This is a genomic window from Vibrio sinaloensis (assembly GCF_000808535.1).
GTDB classification, from domain to species: domain Bacteria; phylum Pseudomonadota; class Gammaproteobacteria; order Enterobacterales; family Vibrionaceae; genus Vibrio; species Vibrio sinaloensis_D.
Genome location: NZ_JWLV01000009.1, coordinates 123,122 through 140,610 on the forward strand (window position 1 = coordinate 123,122; position 17,489 = coordinate 140,610).

Annotated in this window: 13 protein-coding genes; 3 read left to right on the forward strand and 10 right to left on the reverse strand. The window is 46.1% G+C overall.

The window, feature by feature from the left end; all coding sequences use genetic code 11:
* Window positions 1-40: 40 nt before the first annotated feature.
* Complete coding sequence (gene purL / locus RJ47_RS06460; protein WP_039482524.1) at window positions 41-3,937, reverse strand: phosphoribosylformylglycinamidine synthase; 3,897 nt, start codon at window positions 3,935-3,937, stop codon at window positions 41-43.
* A gap of 350 nt (window positions 3,938-4,287) precedes the next feature.
* Between purL and mltF the strand changes: the two genes are divergently transcribed.
* Entirely contained in the window at window positions 4,288-5,817 is a 1,530-nt protein-coding gene (mltF, locus tag RJ47_RS06465; protein ID WP_039482526.1) for a membrane-bound lytic murein transglycosylase MltF, read from the forward strand.
* A 210-nt stretch (window positions 5,818-6,027) separates the two neighbouring features.
* A complete protein-coding gene (locus RJ47_RS21405) occupies window positions 6,028-6,165 on the forward strand; it encodes a hypothetical protein (RefSeq protein WP_005476415.1) in 138 nt (45 codons plus the stop codon).
* 62 nt (window positions 6,166-6,227) lie between these two features.
* Here the strand turns inward: RJ47_RS21405 and tadA are convergent, their stop codons facing one another.
* From tadA to RJ47_RS06495, 6 genes are all read right to left on the reverse strand, one after another.
* Window positions 6,228-6,779: a tRNA adenosine(34) deaminase TadA gene (tadA, locus tag RJ47_RS06470; protein ID WP_197058129.1), complete on the reverse strand. Its 552-nt coding sequence runs from the start codon at window positions 6,777-6,779 to the stop codon at window positions 6,228-6,230.
* 253 nt (window positions 6,780-7,032) lie between these two features.
* Window positions 7,033-8,592, reverse strand: a complete 1,560-nt coding sequence (locus tag RJ47_RS06475) for an AbgT family transporter (RefSeq protein ID WP_005476408.1) — start codon at window positions 8,590-8,592, stop codon at window positions 7,033-7,035.
* Window positions 8,593-8,863: 271 nt separating this feature from the next.
* Window positions 8,864-9,295 carry a type IV pilus modification PilV family protein gene (locus RJ47_RS06480; RefSeq protein ID WP_038140057.1) on the reverse strand — a complete coding sequence of 144 codons (432 nt, stop codon included), beginning with the start codon at window positions 9,293-9,295 and terminating at the stop codon, window positions 8,864-8,866.
* Window positions 9,285-10,610 carry a hypothetical protein gene (locus tag RJ47_RS06485; protein WP_039482530.1) on the reverse strand — a complete coding sequence of 442 codons (1,326 nt, stop codon included), beginning with the start codon at window positions 10,608-10,610 and terminating at the stop codon, window positions 9,285-9,287. The genes RJ47_RS06480 and RJ47_RS06485 overlap by 11 nt, the downstream gene beginning before the upstream one ends.
* 1 nt (window position 10,611) lies before the next feature.
* Window positions 10,612-11,247 (reverse strand): PilW family protein, encoded by a 636-nt coding sequence (locus RJ47_RS06490; protein ID WP_039482532.1) that lies wholly within the window; start codon window positions 11,245-11,247, stop codon window positions 10,612-10,614.
* A 1-nt stretch (window position 11,248) separates the two neighbouring features.
* On the reverse strand, window positions 11,249-11,758 hold the full coding sequence (locus RJ47_RS06495) for a GspH/FimT family pseudopilin (RefSeq protein ID WP_038140047.1): 510 nt from the start codon (window positions 11,756-11,758) through the stop codon (window positions 11,249-11,251).
* 103 nt (window positions 11,759-11,861) lie between these two features.
* Between RJ47_RS06495 and RJ47_RS06500 the strand changes: the two genes are divergently transcribed.
* Complete coding sequence (locus RJ47_RS06500; RefSeq protein WP_038215404.1) at window positions 11,862-12,299, forward strand: type IV pilin protein; 438 nt, start codon at window positions 11,862-11,864, stop codon at window positions 12,297-12,299.
* 133 nt (window positions 12,300-12,432) lie between these two features.
* Here the strand turns inward: RJ47_RS06500 and dnaJ are convergent, their stop codons facing one another.
* The 3 genes from dnaJ to RJ47_RS06515 form a co-directional block, all read right to left on the reverse strand.
* A complete protein-coding gene (dnaJ, locus tag RJ47_RS06505) occupies window positions 12,433-13,575 on the reverse strand; it encodes a molecular chaperone DnaJ (RefSeq protein WP_038189949.1) in 1,143 nt (380 codons plus the stop codon).
* Between the two features lie 239 nt (window positions 13,576-13,814).
* Entirely contained in the window at window positions 13,815-15,725 is a 1,911-nt protein-coding gene (gene dnaK / locus RJ47_RS06510; protein ID WP_039482534.1) for a molecular chaperone DnaK, read from the reverse strand.
* 241 nt (window positions 15,726-15,966) lie between these two features.
* Window positions 15,967-17,241 (reverse strand): dicarboxylate/amino acid:cation symporter, encoded by a 1,275-nt coding sequence (locus RJ47_RS06515; RefSeq protein ID WP_038140036.1) that lies wholly within the window; start codon window positions 17,239-17,241, stop codon window positions 15,967-15,969.
* Between the last annotated feature and the right edge of the window lie 248 nt (window positions 17,242-17,489).

The window sequence follows — 17,489 nt, forward strand, 5'->3', positions numbered from 1 at the left end:
CAGCGCTTTACTATTTTTGTGAACCTTCGACTAAATCAAGTTAACCTAAGTTCTTACGTGCGTTTTGGAACATACGCATCCAAGCACCGTTCTCGCCCCAACCTTCTGGAGACCATGAGTTAGCCACTGTGCGGAATACACGCTCTGGGTGTGGCATCATGATAGTTACGCGGCCATCTTGAGTCGTAAGACCTGTGATTGCGTTTGGTGAACCGTTCGGGTTGTTCGGGTATTGCTGAGTTGGGTTACCGTGGTTATCAACGTAACGAACCGCAACCGTACCTGATGCTTCAATCGCCGCTAGGTGGTCAGCGTCACGAACTTCTACGCGGCCTTCACCGTGTGATACTGCGATTGGCATACGAGAACCTTCCATGCCGTCGAAGAATACAGAGTCAGATTTCTGAACTTCGACTAGGCTGAAGCGAGCTTCAAAACGCTCAGATTCGTTACGTACGAAACGTGGCCATAGGTCTGCACCCGGAATTAGCTCTTTTAGGTTCGATAGCATCTGACAGCCGTTACACACACCAAGTGAGAAGGTATCTTCACGCTCGAAGAATCCTTGGAACTGGCTACGTGCTTGCTCATTGAACAGGATAGACTTCGCCCAACCTTCACCCGCACCTAGTACGTCACCGTAAGAGAAACCACCACAAGCCACTAGACCTTGGTACTCTTCAAGTACCGCTTGACCGGTTAGGATATCGCTCATGTGGATATCTGTTGCTTCAAAGCCTGCACGATCAAAGGCTGCTGCCATCTCAACGTGAGAGTTAACACCCTGCTCACGCAGAATTGCCATCTTAGGCTTAGCACCTTTAGCAATGTAAGGTGCTGCAATGTCTTCGTTCACATCGAAGCTTAGCTTAACGTTCAGACCTGGGTCAGAGTTGTCTTTCTTCGCCTCAAACTCTTGGTCAGCACATGCTGGGTTATCACGTAGACCTTGCATCTTGTGCGTTGTCTCAGCCCAGATAGTACGTAGTTCAGTGCGGTTACGCTCAAGAACGACTGTCTCACCAGAAGTAATCACTAGCTCATCAGATGCTTCTACAGAGCCGATTACGTGTGAACACGCTTCTAGGCCATTTGCTGCTAACGTTGAAAGTACAGCGTCTAAATCTTCGTTCTTAACCTGAAGTACTGCACCTAGCTCTTCATTAAATAGTGCAGCTAGAGCATCATCACCTAATGCTTCAATGTTCGCTTTCACACCACAGTGACCCGCAAATGCCATCTCAGCAAGAGTAACGAATAGACCGCCATCGCCCTTATCGTGGTAAGCCACTACTTGATCGTTCGCAACTAGAGTTTGAACGCCTTCGTAGAAACCTTTTAGCTGCGCTGCGTTGTCTACGTCTGCTGGCTTGTCACCAAGCTGTTTGTAAACCTGTGCTAGTGCTGTTGCACCTAGACGGTTCTGACCGTTACCTAGGTCGATAAGAACTAGTGACGTGTCACCTTTATCAGTGCGAAGCTGAGGAGTAATTGTCTTACGTACATCTTCAACACGAGCAAACGCAGTGATGATTAGAGATAGCGGAGACGTTACTTCTTTCTGCTCGCCATTCTCTTCCCACTTAGTCTTCATCGACATTGAGTCTTTACCCACAGGGATAGTCAGACCAAGTGCTGGACATAGCTCTTCACCCACCGCTTTCACTGCTTCGTAAAGACCAGCATCTTCACCCGGGTGACCTGCTGGAGACATCCAGTTTGCAGACAGTTTAATGTGTTTGATATCACCGATGTTAGTCGCTGCGATGTTAGTGATCGCTTCACCAACCGCTAGACGAGCCGAAGCACCGAAGTCTAGTAGAGCAACTGGCGTACGCTCACCCATCGACATCGCTTCACCATGGTAAGTGTCGTAGCTTGCTGCGGTTACCGCGCAGTTTGCTACTGGAACCTGCCAAGGGCCAACCATTTGGTCACGCGCAACAAGACCAGTCACCGTGCGGTCACCGATAGTGATTAGGAATGTTTTTTCTGCAACCGTTGGAAGACGTAGAACACGATCCACTGCTTCGTTTAGCTCGATACCGTCACGGTTAACTGCAGGGTTGTTCGCTTTTAGCGTCTTCGCATCACGGTGCATCTTAGGTGTCTTACCAAGAAGCACATCCATTGGCATGTCGATTGGCGTGTTGTCGAAGTGTGAATCTTCAAGTTTCAGTTCACGCTCTTCCGTTGCCACACCTACTACAGCGTATGGTGCGCGCTCACGCTTACAGATCGCATCGAATACTTCCATATTCTCTGGCGCAACTGCCATTACGTAACGCTCTTGAGATTCGTTACACCAGATTTCAAGTGGGCTCATGCCTGGTTCGTCGTTTGGTACGTCACGTAGTTGGAAGATACCACCACGCTCACCATCATCAACAAGCTCTGGAAGTGCGTTAGAGATACCGCCCGCGCCCACATCGTGGATAAACGCGATTGGGTTAGCGTCACCAAGTTGCCAACAACGGTCGATTACTTCCTGACAGCGACGCTCCATCTCTGGGTTTTCACGCTGTACTGAAGCGAAATCTAGGTCTTCTGCTGATTGACCAGATGCCATTGAAGAAGCTGCACCACCGCCAAGACCGATGTTCATTGCAGGACCACCAAGTACGATTAGGCTTGCACCTACTGGGATTTCTTTCTTCTGAACGTGCTCGTCACGAATGTTACCCATACCACCAGCAATCATGATTGGCTTGTGGTAACCACGAACCTCAACACCGGCGTGAGAGTTAACTTTCTCTTCATAAGTTCGGAAGTAACCAAGTAGGTTTGGACGACCAAATTCGTTATTGAACGCCGCACCACCAAGTGGGCCTTCTAGCATGATATCTAGTGCGTTAACGATGCGACCTGGCTTACCGAAATCTGTTTCCCATGGCTGTTCAAAACCAGGAATACGTAGGTTAGAGGTTGTGAAACCAACCAGACCAGCTTTTGGCTTACCACCGATACCTGTTGCGCCTTCATCACGGATTTCACCGCCTGAACCAGTAGATGCGCCCGGCCAAGGAGAGATCGCTGTCGGGTGGTTGTGCGTTTCCACCTTCATTAGGATATGCGCTTTCTCTTGGCTGTAACCGTACTGGCGAGTTTCTGGGTTCGGGAAGAAACGACCTACATCAGAGCCCACCATGACTGCTGCGTTATCTTTATAGGCAGATAACACATTGTCTGGTGTTACTTCGAATGTATTTTTGATCATCTTGAACAGAGACTTCTCTTGCTTAACGCCGTCGATAGTCCAGTCTGCGTTGAAGATCTTGTGACGACAGTGCTCTGAGTTCGCCTGTGCAAACATCATTAGCTCGATGTCTGTTGGGTTACGATCTAGCTTGTTTACGAACGCATCGTAAAGGTACTCGATTTCATCATCTGCAAGTGCAAGACCGAGGGTAACGTTTGCGTTTTCAAGCGCAGCACGACCACCATTGAGTAGGTCTACATCTGCTACTGGCGCTGGCTCTGCTACTTGGAAAAGCGCCGCTGCTGAATCGAAGTCAGTGAAGATAACTTCCATCATACGGTCGTGCAGAATCGCTTTAAGCTCAACCAGTTGAAGCTCTGAAAGTTCAGAGGATGTTTCGATGTAGTAAGCAGTACCGCGCTCTAGGCGTACCACTTTGTCTAAACCACAGTTGTTGGCGATATCGGTCGATTTTGAAGACCAAGGAGAAATAGTACCAGGACGAGGAGTTGCGAGCAGAAGCAAACCTTCTGGCTCGTGCTCTTCAATTGTTGGACCGTAAGTCAGTAGTTTTTCAAGTTTCTCAACTTCTTGATCATCTAGCTCTGCTGAAAGTTCAGCAAAATGGGCAAACTCAGCGTAAATGCCAGTGACAGGCAGGCTAAGTTCACGACAAAGCTCTAGAAGCTTGTTAACACGAAATTCAGATAGAGCTGGGGAGCCACGAAAAATTCTCATGTGCTTAGGTCTCTTATGCAATTGATGAAGGTGATATTGGAATAAATTCAGTGGGTTAAATGTCACACAAGGCCACTTCACCTTATGCTATTCACTGTTTTCTTCGAAGCTATTCCCGAAGGTTTTCCAAACCTATGCCGATTCCACCTCTTGGTTGCGGGCGCATTATATAGCAATTGTTTTTGTGATGTAACACCAAAAGCAACCGTTTGCGTCATTTTTTTTGTCAATTTTGAAATACAACATAATTCCGAAATTAAGATCACTTCTCCCGAAGCCACACTGATTATCTTGCCTTGTTATGACACTTTGATATAAATGCCCTACTGGATGTACGAGATTGTCATTAAATGAATAAGAATTACCTGTCCCGACTGCACACGTTAGCTACTGTGCTGCTTGGGATGCTCCTACTATCAGGCTGTCAAATTGAGTCAGAACCTAAGAGTGAACTGGAGCAAATTAAAGAGCGCGGCGTGCTAAGAGTTGGAACATTAAACAACCAACTCTCTTACTATATTGGTCCTGATGGCCCCGCTGGACTTGATTATGAGCTAGCTCGAGAGTTTGCCAATGAGCTCGGCGTGCAGCTCGAGATGAAACCTGCCTATCGTATCTCAAGCCTCTATCCTGCCCTACGAAACGGCGAAATCGATATTATTGCGGCTGGGTTAAGCCAATCACCGGAAAGATTGAAAGCATTTAGACCCGGCCCCGCTTACTATTACGTGAGCCAACAGGTGGTCTATAAAAAGGGTCAATGGCGACCACGTAACTTAGAACAGTTGCTCGAACTGCAATCTGAACTAGAACAAAGCAATGACAACGAGCCGGTTATTCAAATTGTGGGAGATTCGCATTTCAACCAAACCTTGGCGGCCATCCAACAAGAACACCCACAATTTATTTATAAAGTCGACCCAAACGCAGACGTTAACGACCTGCTCAAAAAGGTCTCTGAAGGAGATTTGCAATTTACGGTTGCTGACTCTGTTGAGGTTTCACTCTCTCAACGTATCTATCCTGAAATAGCATTAGCCTTTGAGTTAACAGAAGATCAGCCGACTTCTTGGTTTCTGCGTCGCTCCCAAGATGAGAGTCTCTACGCCTTACTTATTGAGTTTTTTGGCTACATAAAACAGTCAGGGCACTTGGCATCACTTGAAGAGAAGTACATCGGTCATGTCGACTCATTTGACTACGTGGATACTCGCGCGTTTATTCGTGCGCTCGATTCCAAGCTGCCTAAATGGTCACCACTATTTAAAAAGTATTCTGATGAATTTGATTGGCGTTTAGTTGCAGCGCTCGCCTACCAAGAGTCGCATTGGAATCCATTGGCGAAATCTCCTACTGGTGTCCGTGGCATGATGATGCTAACACTGCCAACCGCGAAAAGTGTTGGTGTTACCGATCGTTTAGACCCAGAGCAATCCGTGAAAGGTGGTGTAGAGTATTTACGCCGTATGGTTGCACGTATCCCCGACTCCATTGAAGAACATGAAAAAATCTGGTTTGCTCTCGCATCCTACAACGTAGGCTACGGTCATGTTATGGACGCAAGACGCCTAACCAAGCGGCAAGGTGGAAATCCAGACGCTTGGTCAGACGTAAAAGACCGCCTACCGTTACTGCGTCAGAAAAAGTACTACAGCCAGACTCGCTACGGTTACGCTCGCGGTGATGAGGCGCGTAACTATGTCGAAAACATTCGTCGCTACTATCAAAGCATCATTGGTCATGTTGAGAAACAGACATTGGCGGAAGACAATGACAACGTTGATGACTTGACCGTTATTCAAGTGCCGGATCAAGTTACCTCACAAGCGCAACCTCTTTCTGCAGCTGAATCAACCGTTGACCAGTTAGAAGCTGACTAGCTTCACCCTCAAGCGCGCAATTCTTGAACAAAGATTGCGCACTTGAAATCCTCCACTGCAACCCATACATAATATCGTGTGCTCGATCACTTGCGAAGTTTCTTAAAATGGTAACAATTGGCGAGTATAAAACCGATACGATCAGATAATCATGAACATTCATCAATGAATGTCAGTAATATTGTATTCACTCATAGAGGAGGTTGTTCTATGACTAGACGTAAACTACAGTCAAAACGCCTTAACAAAACCGTTGCAGCTAACCGTCGTAAGCGCCTGCTTAGCAACAACAAGAAAAAGGTGATCGCACGTCATCGAGCATTCATGCAACTTATCTGTGCAGCGTAACACCAAGGAGCAAACATCTTGTCGATAAGATGTTTGCTTAAAAGCGACTATTCTGATTTCTTTCATCCCTTCTTCGCTTCATTCACCTGCTGAACTCGTGTTGCTTTACGCTCGGTCTTTTTCTCTTTGCGACGACGTTTAAAAAAGGACTGAAGTTGTACTCGGCATTCCTCCTCCAACAGCCCCTGCTCTACATCTGCATAGTGATAAGCCGCTTGATGTTCAAAAAGGTTTAATACCGTTCCTGCAGCGCCGGCTTTCAAATCTGGTGCGCCAAACACAACACGCTTTACACGGCTGTGCAACAACGCGCCAGCACACATAGGACAAGGCTCTAGCGTTACGTAAAGGGTGGTATCCAGTAATCGATAATTCTCAAGTACTTGACCCGCTTTTCTGATGGTCTGCATTTCGGCATGCGCAGTGGCATCATGACAACTAATAGACTGGTTCCAGCCTTCCGCGATGATCTCGCCATCTTTCACAAGTACAGCACCGACCGGGACTTCACCTTCAGTTTCCGCATGTGCGGCAAGTTCCATTGCGCGGCGCATATATTGTTCGTCTTGAGGGGTAAACTGGGAATCTGACACTGGGGCTCCAAAATCTAGCATAAGTGCTGTGGGCCACGATTTTACCCTTAACCTACCAAGAGTAAAAGCGCACTGAACGGGCGAAAATACAAACAAAAAAGCGCTGGCCTCTCGACCAGCGCTTTCGAATTACCAATACCTAAATAGTTGATGTTGTAGCTAGGCAACAAGCAAGTTCAGCCCTATGAGCATAGATGTCCTATGTGATTAGGGCGGCCGGCGCTCCGGGGAACTTGCGCAGTTAACAACGCTACAGCGCCAAATATGACGGTATTTACATAGTGTAAGTGTATGGCGCTTGGATACCTAGTGGAATACCTAATGCCCAGTAAGCGACTAGGAAGATAGACCAGCCAATAAGCATTGCAATTGAGAATGGCATCATCAGTGACGCCAAAGTACCGATACCCGTCGACTTCACGTAACGCTGACAGTAAACAACCACTAGAGGGAAGAAGACCATCAGAGGTGAAATGATGTTTGATACAGAGTCACCCACACGGTATGCCGCTTGAGACAGTTCTGGAGAAATGCCTACAGCCATTAGCATAGGAACTAGGATTGGACCGATAAGTGCCCACTTCGCTGATGCGGAACCGATTAGCAGGTTTACAGAAGCCGTTAGAAGAATCATACCAATGATGGTCGCTTCACCCGGTAAGTTCATCGCTTTCAGACCTTCCGCACCGTATAGCGCTAGCATGGTACCAATGTTTGATTGTGCAAACGCAGAAAGGAACTGAGCACAGAAGAACGACATTACGATGTAAGCCCCCATCGTCGACATGGTGTCAGACATGGCCTTGATGATGTCGTTGCTTGTTTTGAATGTGCCCGAAACTTTACCGTAAACGTAACCTGGGATGATAAATAGAATGAAGATCAATGGAACGATTGACTTCATTAGCGGTGCTGAGAACGCTGTAATTTCGCCTTCCGGAGAACGTAGTGCTGAGTTTTCAGGGATGATTGCTGCGATCAAAACAGCAATACCTGCCATCATCGCCCAACCCGCGTAACGGAATGCTTTCGATTCTAGTTCAGTGAAAGAGCCAAGATCAGGCGCTTTTTCTGCGTCTTCATCGATTGGCGTGTTCGCTAAACGTGGCTCGATAATTTTCTCAGTGACGTACCAACCGATAGCAACGATGATTACTGAAGATAGACCAGTAAAGAAGATGTTCGCTAGAGGGTTAACCACGTACTCAGGATCCAGAACCTGCGCCGCTGTTTGCGTAAAGCCAGCTAGTAGAGGGTCGATACCTGAAGGGATGAAGTTTGCAGAGAAACCACCTGATACACCCGCAAACGCCGCTGCGATACCCGCTAGAGGGTGACGACCTGCCGCGTGGAAGATGATACCACCCAATGGGATAACCAATACGTAACCCGCATCTGCTGCGGTGTGCGATACGATTGCGACAAGAATTAGCATTGGAGTAAGAAGCTTAGCTGGCGTGAAGTTCAGCATCTTCTTAAGGCCTGTAGTAATAAAGCCTGAAGAATCTGCAACGCCCACACCTAGCATCGCAACTAGAACGATACCTAAAGGTGCAAAGCCAGTGAACGTAGTCACCATGTTCGCTAGGAAGCTTGCTAGAGATTCGCCAGTTAAAAGGTTGTTGATTGCAAGCGCTTCACCTGTGCGAGGGTTTAGCAGATCAAACGAAACGTTTGAAAGGAGAGCAGACGCCGCCCAAGTAATAACAAGAGCCCAGAAAAACAGAATTGCAGGATCTGGGATCTTATTACCTGCGCGTTCAATAAAGTTTAAAAAGCGATCCATACCACTCGGCTTATTGGATGGCGCTTGATTTACAGCTTGGTTACTCATGGTAACTCCATAGTGTGATGTTGTTGCCTCAGGCTTCTGGTTATTCTTTTTTCAGCCTATGATTCACCACACATTCTATTAAATAGGGTCACAAAAAGCACAAGGTTCTAGAGTTTTTTCCATATATGGAGACATATTTTGCAAAAACACCATTAACGTGCAACAAAATAAGAACACAACCAGATCAGGTTATGAAACAATTTAAATACTATTTTGAAAAATATAACGCACGCTTGTTAGTAAAAAATCTCAACACCGCCTAGATATACAACTAGTTACTGTCGAACTCGCTATATTGTGAGATTGCGCTCTTTAACGTCACGGATTGTTTGTCACCGAATCGGTCCCACCAGCACACTTCAACGGTCACTACACTCAGCGCGTTACTTAAGCTGGCAAAAGGGGAGACGTCACATTGGGTTATAAATCCGGACGCTTTCGTAGAGCATAAACTTGAACTCACACAGCTATCACCTGCTATATCAGAGTAACGGTATGACCCAGAAGCAGAAGAGATACCCCTGCGCGTAAAAGACTCAAGTTTGTTTTCTGCAAGATAAAGCGCTTCAAGGCTCAGCTCTGCAAAATCGGCTTTGGACTCAGCCACTGCCTGCAACTTGATAAGCCCCATCGCTCCTATCCCTATCAATACAAAAGCGATCAACACTTCGATTAAGCTGGCGCCCCGCTGCTTACAAATCATGCCATGATCCTCTGTACCATTTCACCACTTTGAATTTTTTTGACGGCCCCTCTATAACATCTCGATTGAAAGTAAAGTTAAGGGATGCATTGAACAAAGCATAAGTCCCTGGCGCATCCATCACATAGCCACCACTTGGATTAAAGGCTCCGTTTTGGAAGTAGCCAATTTTCTCTTTGGGCATTATTACCGTCGACCCCAAAGCTGAAATCACCCCTTCTAAAACACTACTTCCTCCTCCGGCACTCGTGTCATTTTCGGTGAGAGGCCAATCGCTAAAGTCCAACACTTGACCGCTGCTGTCGGTAAACTCATCGGAAACAAAATGGTATAACATTCCCTTAAATGCTTGAGAGCCTGTAACGGACAATATACCGTTATGAATCACTAGTATGATTCCGCTACTCAAATGGGTGTCAATTGCCGTGCTGATTATGTCGAAGTCTGCATCATTAATTTCACACCCACCGTACACCCAAATAGTGTCTTTGCCCTGCTCGATATTCTTTTTAATCTCTTCCGCACATTGAGTATTAAACGTTGGCGAACCAAGGTCTTCCACTTTTGTTAACGTTTCGCCATTCAATGTATAGGGCACATAGCCAAAAAGGCTTTTATCTGACATTAATGGAAACCACTCGGCTCTTGGGACGTTAAACACGTCTCGAAATGGGTCCATATCGGTATCTTTCTTAAAGTCTTCCGCCGTATCTGCTAAGTCCAATACCGACCATGAGTGATTGGCTGGCGAGCATTTTTGGAAATTTGGATTAATACTGTCAGGAAAAGACGCATAGGGCTTGATTGTCTCAAAGGGGTGGAAAGTGTTATATCCGGTTTTTGCATGAAAATAATTAAAGTACCGTACAGAGGTACACTCCCAAAGATTTGAACCCAAGCTTTTACCAGGGTCAGGGGAGGATGTGTAGGCACCATTGATAACCAAATCAGACTTTGAGCGAATGGCTCCAGTACTCGAAACAATCGGTGAAACAAAGGCTTTTTTTAAGGTGAGATAACCACTCTTGGAATGAATGACATTTGGCGTGCCGCCAACAATATTAAGAGAATCTAAATTCAATAGATTTTTGCAATCTGAAACGGAAGCAGGAACAGCATTCAACTGTTTTGCTTTGGTATAAACACACTCCAACCCTCCCTCTGCCGCCCAGTGATCTTTGCGCGCTTGAACTTCATTTTGTGCACGCTTCACTTGGTAAAACAGTCCTTTGTAGCTCCCTAAAACCACAAGTAGTGAGGCAACTAACAGCAAACTAGTAATAAGAAGCGTCGCTAAACCTCGATTTTTCTGCATATCACCAGTTCCTTTGTTTTGTCGTAAACGAGAGTGACTTGGTATAAGTTGGCGCATTCTTTAGTGAGGTTTGAAGCTCTACGGTCACCATTGCTGACGAAATATTGCTTCCCGGTAACTCAACTAATGTGAGATTAAATCCATCAACCTTAATGCGATCTTTATGAAATAGGGTGTTGCAGTTGTGGCCCACTCTTCCAGGAAAGTCTTGAGCATCCAACACTGACATCACCGTCGATTGTTTTTTTTCACATATGCGCAATACATCACTTGCGGCAGAGGTCTGCTCATACACGACATTTGAGTAGGTATAAGAAGCACCTGAGACTTCGGCAACATACGCATAAGCGAGCAGTCCCGTTGTGGCCGAATTTTCAACGTAAAAAGTATGATCCGCGCCAGATAGCTTGACCAAGTTTGGGGAGACGCCATTGTATCCAGCACGATGCATGTCCAATTTCATCATCTGCAGTACGCTATTGGTTGACTGTAATAAAGTGAGCTCTTGCGTTCGCTTAGTCGCCGTTTTGTAGCCGCTTAAAAACATCGAACCTATGATGCCCAACGCGAAAACACCGATGGTCGCAGCAACCATAAACTCAATAAGACTCGCCCCTCTCTCCTTCGACAACTTCATATCAACACTTCTCATAACTTAAGTAGGTATTGGCACTAGGAGAACAAACGCGAACAATGGCGCTGCGATGGTAAGTACGTAAGTCCAGTGCTGATGATGGGCTGCTCTTGGGGTGAAAAGTAAAGCGTCCAGCTTTTGGTCGCCCATGAGTTTCATCGAAACTGATTTGATTAGAGGTGTATGTTGTTGAAAGCGTGACTCCCTCAAACGGGACACCGGACAACGCCGAATAGACATCGCCCGCACCATTGACATCGCTATTAGTCAGCTCTAAGCGCCAATCTCCGTTGCTGTCTGATGCACCAGACATAATCAAATGAACCCAAAGTCTTTCGCGTCTCAACACGGCCTCTGATTTGGCCATCAGAACGAAACCATTTAACTCTTTGGCCAGCCTTCGCATTTTGACCGTATCCGTCATGTCGCTGTAATTCGGCAGCGCCCAAACCATCAATGTGCCGAGCACCGCAATAGAGACCAAGAGTTCTAATAAGGTAAAGCCGCGAGACATTTCCCAAAATCCTATGCAAAAACAGTAAGTAACCGTATTCAGTCTTGCGCAAAGACTAACACCAAAGAAAAATAGCCAGACAGCTAATAAGGAACTACGCGGAATGATTCGAAGAAATGAATGTAAAGTAGGAAAGAAACGACTAAATGGAATGACATTGATCGAATTAATGATCGCAGTCTCTGTCGTGGCCATACTGGCAGCGATCGCCTACCCGAGTTATCAAAGTTACGTACTCAAGTCATATCGAGCGAAAGCCATTGCTGACCTTTCAAAAATTCAGCTCAAGTTGGAGTCTAGTTACAACAGTGGCTACAACTGGAGTGGGATTATCTCAGGAAGCAACTGTAGCGTGTGCGATACCCCTTCGAGCCGCTATGTTTTTTCCATCGCGAGTCAAGCAGGCAAGGCTTATGTCATTAAAGCCGAGGCACAATCAGGGAGCGGACAAACAAAAGACAAATGCTTAACCGATGAGAGTGTGGATTACATGACGCTTGATGCGACGAATGCGCAATATCCCGAGGATTGCTGGATTTAGGCTAGCCATTTATTGACGTTGTTTGACAGAGAGTGACTCTCAACCACCTTGAGCCACTTACCTTCTAACTCGGTTGGCTGAAAACTAAAAAGCCTGCGTTAGTCGCAGGCTTTAAAATACTCTTCTAACCAGTTTAGCTGGTTAAATCATCAAAGAACTTCTTCACACCGTTGAAGAATCCTTCAGATTTCGGCTTGTGTTTCGTCGCCGCTTCACCGCCGCAAGACTCTTCAAACTCTTTAAGTAGTTCTTTTTGACGCGAGCTTAGGTTAACCGGAGTTTCAACCACTAGTTTAACGATCAAGTCGCCAATACCACCGCCACGAACGCCTTTGACACCTTTACCACGCATACGGAACATACGACCCGTTTGCGTTTCTGTTGGTACTTTCAGGTTAACACGGCCATCAAGAGTCGGAACTTCGACCTCACCGCCAAGCGCTGCCATAGCAAAGCTTACTGGTACTTCACAGTATAAGTTGTTACCGTCACGCTCGAAGATATGGTGCTCTTTCACGTGAACTTGTACATATAGGTCGCCCGCTGGCGCGCCCATTTCACCTGCTTCACCCTCACCAGATAGACGAATGCGATCACCAGTATCCACACCAGCTGGAATCTTAACGTTAAGTGTTTTGGTTTTCTGCTTGCGACCTTGGCCATGACAAGACTTACATGGGTTCTTGATGATTTTGCCTTTACCGTGACAGGTAGGACAGGTTTGTTGAACCGCAAAGAACCCTTGACGCATTTGAACTTGGCCGTGACCGTGACAGGTACCACATGTCTCTACTGCTGAACCTTTCTCAGCACCGCTACCATCACATGAATCACATTCTACCAAGGTTGGGACTTCGATCTCTTTAGATACGCCACGCACGGCCTCTTCAAGAGTCAACTCCATGTTGTAACGCAGATCTGCACCACGCTGAGCACGTTGCTGACCGCCACCACGACGACCACCACCGAAGATATCACCGAACACATCACCAAAGATGTCTCCAAAATCAGCGCCGCCACCACCGAAGCCGCCACCGCCCATACCGCCTTGTTCAAAAGCAGCATGACCGTATTGATCGTAAGCCGCTTTCTTTTGCGGATCGAGAAGAATTTCGTACGCTTCTTTTACTTCTTTAAACTTATCTGCTGCGCTCTCATCACCCTGATTACGGTCTGGGTGGAATTTCATTGCTAGACGCTTGTACGCCTTTTTAATATCACGCTCTGACGCATCGCGGCTTACGCCTAATACTTCGTAAAAATCACGTTTTGACATGTTCTTCGTCACCAATGTAGTACTGCAAACGGAGGATTTATCATTACACCGCTTGGTGTTTGTATCATTCTAGATAAAGATTCGAGAGTTAATGTTCGAGAACCATTATCTAGACTGACAGGTTAGTTACAAACATACGGGCGTATGAGTTTCCTCAAACGCCCGCATTAAGTCAGGACACTAATTTCAAAACAGATGACTTGAGTTCTAGAAGGAAATCAAGTCACTCTGTGAAGAAATTACTTCTTGTCGTCTTTAACTTCTTCAAACTCTGCATCTACAACATCGTCGTCTTGCTTAGGCTGTTCACCCGCTTCCGCGCCTTGTTGTGCTTGAGCTTGCTGCTGAGCGATTTCCATAAGCTTTTGAGCCGCAGTCATAAGTGCTTGAACTTTCGCGTCGATCGCTTCTTTGTCTTCGCCCTTACGTGCTTCTTCTAGCTCAGAGATAGCTGCTTCAATCTTCTCTTTCTCTTCTGCAGGTAGCGCTTCACCAGCTTCTTCTACTTGCTTACGAGTACCGTGAATCATTTGGTCAGCTTGGTTACGTGCAGTCGCTAGCTCTTCGAACTTCTTGTCCGCTTCTTTGTTCGCTTCTGCTTCTTGTACCATTTTCTCGATGTCTTCATCGCTTAGACCGCCAGAAGCTTGGATAGTGATCTTCTGCTCTTTACCAGTCTGCTTATCTTTCGCTGATACGTGTAGGATACCGTCCGCATCTAGGTCGAAAGTTACCTCGATTTGTGGCATGCCACGTGGTGCAGGCTGGATGCCTTCTAGGTTGAATTGACCTAGAGATTTGTTGTACATCGCTTGCTTACGCTCACCTTGTAGAACATGGATGGTTACCGCGTTCTGGTTGTCTTCTGCTGTAGAGAAAACTTGGTTCGCTTTTGTTGGGATCGTTGTGTTCTTCTCAACTAGCTTAGTCATTACGCCGCCCATCGTCTCGATACCTAGAGACAGAGGAGTAACGTCTAGTAGAAGTACGTCTTTAACATCACCAGCAAGTACACCACCTTGAACTGCAGCACCCATTGCTACTGCTTCGTCAGGGTTCACGTCGCGGCGCGCTTCTTTACCGAAGAATTCAGCCACTTTCGCTTGAACCATTGGCATACGAGTCTGACCACCCACTAGGATTACGTCAGTGATATCGTTTACCGATAGGTCTGCGTCAGCTAGAGCAACTTTTAGTGGCTCAAGAGAACGTTGTACTAGGTCTTCAACTAGAGATTCTAGTTTCGCACGAGTCACTTTCACGTTCATGTGCTTAGGACCAGTCGCATCTGCAGTCACGTAAGGTAGGTTTACGTCAGTTTGAGAAGTAGAAGAAAGCTCGATTTTCGCTTTTTCTGCTGCTTCTTTAACACGCTGCATTGCTAGTGGATCGTTCTTAAGATCGATGCCTTGCTCTTTCTTGAACTCTTCAACTAGGTAGTTGATCATGCGGTTGTCGAAGTCTTCACCACCTAGGTGAGTGTCACCGTTAGTTGCTAGTACTTCGAATGTTTTCTCGCCTTCAACTTCGTCGATTTCGATAATAGAGATATCGAATGTACCACCACCAAGGTCGTATACCGCGATAGTGCGATCGCCGCCTGACTTGTCTAGACCGTAAGCTAGAGCAGCCGCAGTTGGTTCGTTGATGATACGTTTAACTTCTAGACCTGCAATACGGCCAGCATCTTTAGTTGCTTGACGCTGAGCATCGTTAAAGTAAGCAGGAACTGTGATAACTGCACCCGTTACTTCCTCACCTAGGAAGTCTTCAGCAGTTTTCTTCATTTTCTTCAGTACTTCAGCAGAAACCTGAGGAGCTGCCATTTTTTGGCCTTTCGCTTCTACCCAAGCATCACCGTTGTCAGCCTTAACGATTTTGTAAGGCATGATTTCGATGTCACGTTGTACTTCTTCGTCTTCAAAGCGACGACCGATAAGACGCTTAATTGCAAATAGCGTGTTAGTTGGGTTTGTAACTGCTTGACGTTTCGCAGGTTGACCTACTAGCGTCTCACCATCTGTGTATGCAATTACCGATGCAGTTGTACGCTCACCCTCTGCGTTTTCAATAACGCGTGGTTTGTCGCCGTCTAGTACAGCAACACATGAGTTAGTAGTACCTAAGTCAATACCAATGATTTTACCCATCAGGCTATCTCCGAATAATTTTCTATTTTCGTTTTGCTATATCCCCTATGTGGGGATGTAGAATCGGGTTTCAACCCTTGCTCACAAACAAAAATAAGGTTGTTTGCTTCTTCTATGCCACATAGATAAGGGCGGCAAATGGCTTTTCAAGGGAAAGAGTAAAAAAAAGTGAAAAAAGATTTCCTCTGACAAAACAAAAGCGAGCCATGTGGCTCGCTTTGAGAATCGGGAAGCTTACAAATTAAGCATTTGCTTGAACTGGTTTCGCTTCCACTTCCTCTTCTTTGCCGATTTCACCTTCCGTTTTAGCAACGATAGTGTTTACTGCGGTATCGCCCACTACGTTCGATGAAGTACAGAACATATCGTTAATACGGTCTACAGCGGCGATGATTGCAAGACCTTCTGGTGGAAGACCTAGTTGATGAAGAAGAACACCTACCATTACAACGCCACCGCCAGGAACACCACCAGCACCGATTGATAGTAGAAGGATAGTGAGACCTAGAGTAAACACATCAGCAGTGTTGATTGGCTGACCAAATGCGTTCGCCACGAAAATAGTTGCGAGTGCAATGTAGATAGATACACCAGACATGTTCATGGTTGCACCGAGTGGAACACCAAAACCTGCGACTGATTTAGAAACGTGTAGCTTCTCAGTCAAAGTGCGCATCGTTACAGGAATCGTTGCATTTGAGCTCGCCGTAGACAGAGAGAACAGAATCTGCTCACGTGTTGCTCGTAGGAACGTCTTCGGCGAAGTCCCTGTCGCGATGCCAACCGCCATCGGATAGAAGAAGAAAATCCAGAACACTAGCATTGCTACAACAAGCGCTACGTAGCCTGCTACCGACATTAACGTGTTTGCGTCTAGTGTTGCACCTAGTTGAATCATCAGCGCGAATACACCGTATGGCGCTAGGCTCATGACAAGACCCACTAGCTTCATCATGATTTCATTCGCCATCTTGAACGTACGGATAGCTGGGCCACCGCGTGAGTCAAGAGCTTGGATAGCAAGACCTGTCAGGATTGCCATAAAGATGATTTGTAACATGTCACCGTTAGCAAACGCCTGAACTGGGTTGCTAGGAACAATGTTAACGACAAGTGAGAAGATGTCAGGCGTTTCAGTTGTGGTGAGTTTAACGGTCTCTGAAATCGTGCCAGCTAGATTCGCGTCAGCGCCTGGCTGGAAAATCATACCTACCGTTAGAGCGGCTGTGATCGCGATAATGGTGTTGATAATGTAAAGAGCAAAAGTTTTACCACCAAGGCGACCAAATGCAGTGATGTCTTTCAGATCAACAATACCACATACAATAGAAACATAGACCAATGGGACAACAAGCAGTTTGATCAATGATACGAACATACCACCAGCGCCTTCTGCGGCACCAAGGAGGTAGGTATCAAAGATTGCAATTCCACTGAATAGGTACTGAATCGCAGTACCAATGAGCAGACCAGCAAACAAGCCTACAAATATCTTGCTTGAAAGCGATTTATCCATCTTTCATCTCCAGAATGTTGTGTTCTTAAATTATGATTTTATAGTTTATTCCGCCATTATTTCCGACGGAGTTCGCACATAATACACATCAAGGTTACAAAATAAAGACTTTGTTTACGATAATGTTACAAGTTTCAAATCAGAAATTAATTTTTGGTTAAAATTCATTCTAAGAATAATTCACTAAATCAATCAGTTATTGGAGACAGGTAAAATTGGTGTTAGGGGATAAAAAAAGAGAGGCGAAT

Coding starts and splice junctions, on each gene's coding strand:
- purL (WP_039482524.1), bottom strand. CDS start 3,937: ATGAGAATTTTTCGTGGCTCCCCAGCTCTATCTGAATTTCGTGTTAAC.
- mltF (WP_039482526.1), top strand. CDS start 4,288: ATGAATAAGAATTACCTGTCCCGACTGCACACGTTAGCTACTGTGCTG.
- RJ47_RS21405 (WP_005476415.1), top strand. CDS start 6,028: ATGACTAGACGTAAACTACAGTCAAAACGCCTTAACAAAACCGTTGCA.
- tadA (WP_197058129.1), bottom strand. CDS start 6,779: ATGCTAGATTTTGGAGCCCCAGTGTCAGATTCCCAGTTTACCCCTCAA.
- RJ47_RS06475 (WP_005476408.1), bottom strand. CDS start 8,592: ATGAGTAACCAAGCTGTAAATCAAGCGCCATCCAATAAGCCGAGTGGT.
- RJ47_RS06480 (WP_038140057.1), bottom strand. CDS start 9,295: ATGATTTGTAAGCAGCGGGGCGCCAGCTTAATCGAAGTGTTGATCGCT.
- RJ47_RS06485 (WP_039482530.1), bottom strand. CDS start 10,610: ATGCAGAAAAATCGAGGTTTAGCGACGCTTCTTATTACTAGTTTGCTG.
- RJ47_RS06490 (WP_039482532.1), bottom strand. CDS start 11,247: ATGAAGTTGTCGAAGGAGAGAGGGGCGAGTCTTATTGAGTTTATGGTT.
- RJ47_RS06495 (WP_038140047.1), bottom strand. CDS start 11,758: ATGTCTCGCGGCTTTACCTTATTAGAACTCTTGGTCTCTATTGCGGTG.
- RJ47_RS06500 (WP_038215404.1), top strand. CDS start 11,862: ATGATTCGAAGAAATGAATGTAAAGTAGGAAAGAAACGACTAAATGGA.
- dnaJ (WP_038189949.1), bottom strand. CDS start 13,575: ATGTCAAAACGTGATTTTTACGAAGTATTAGGCGTAAGCCGCGATGCG.
- dnaK (WP_039482534.1), bottom strand. CDS start 15,725: ATGGGTAAAATCATTGGTATTGACTTAGGTACTACTAACTCATGTGTT.
- RJ47_RS06515 (WP_038140036.1), bottom strand. CDS start 17,241: ATGGATAAATCGCTTTCAAGCAAGATATTTGTAGGCTTGTTTGCTGGT.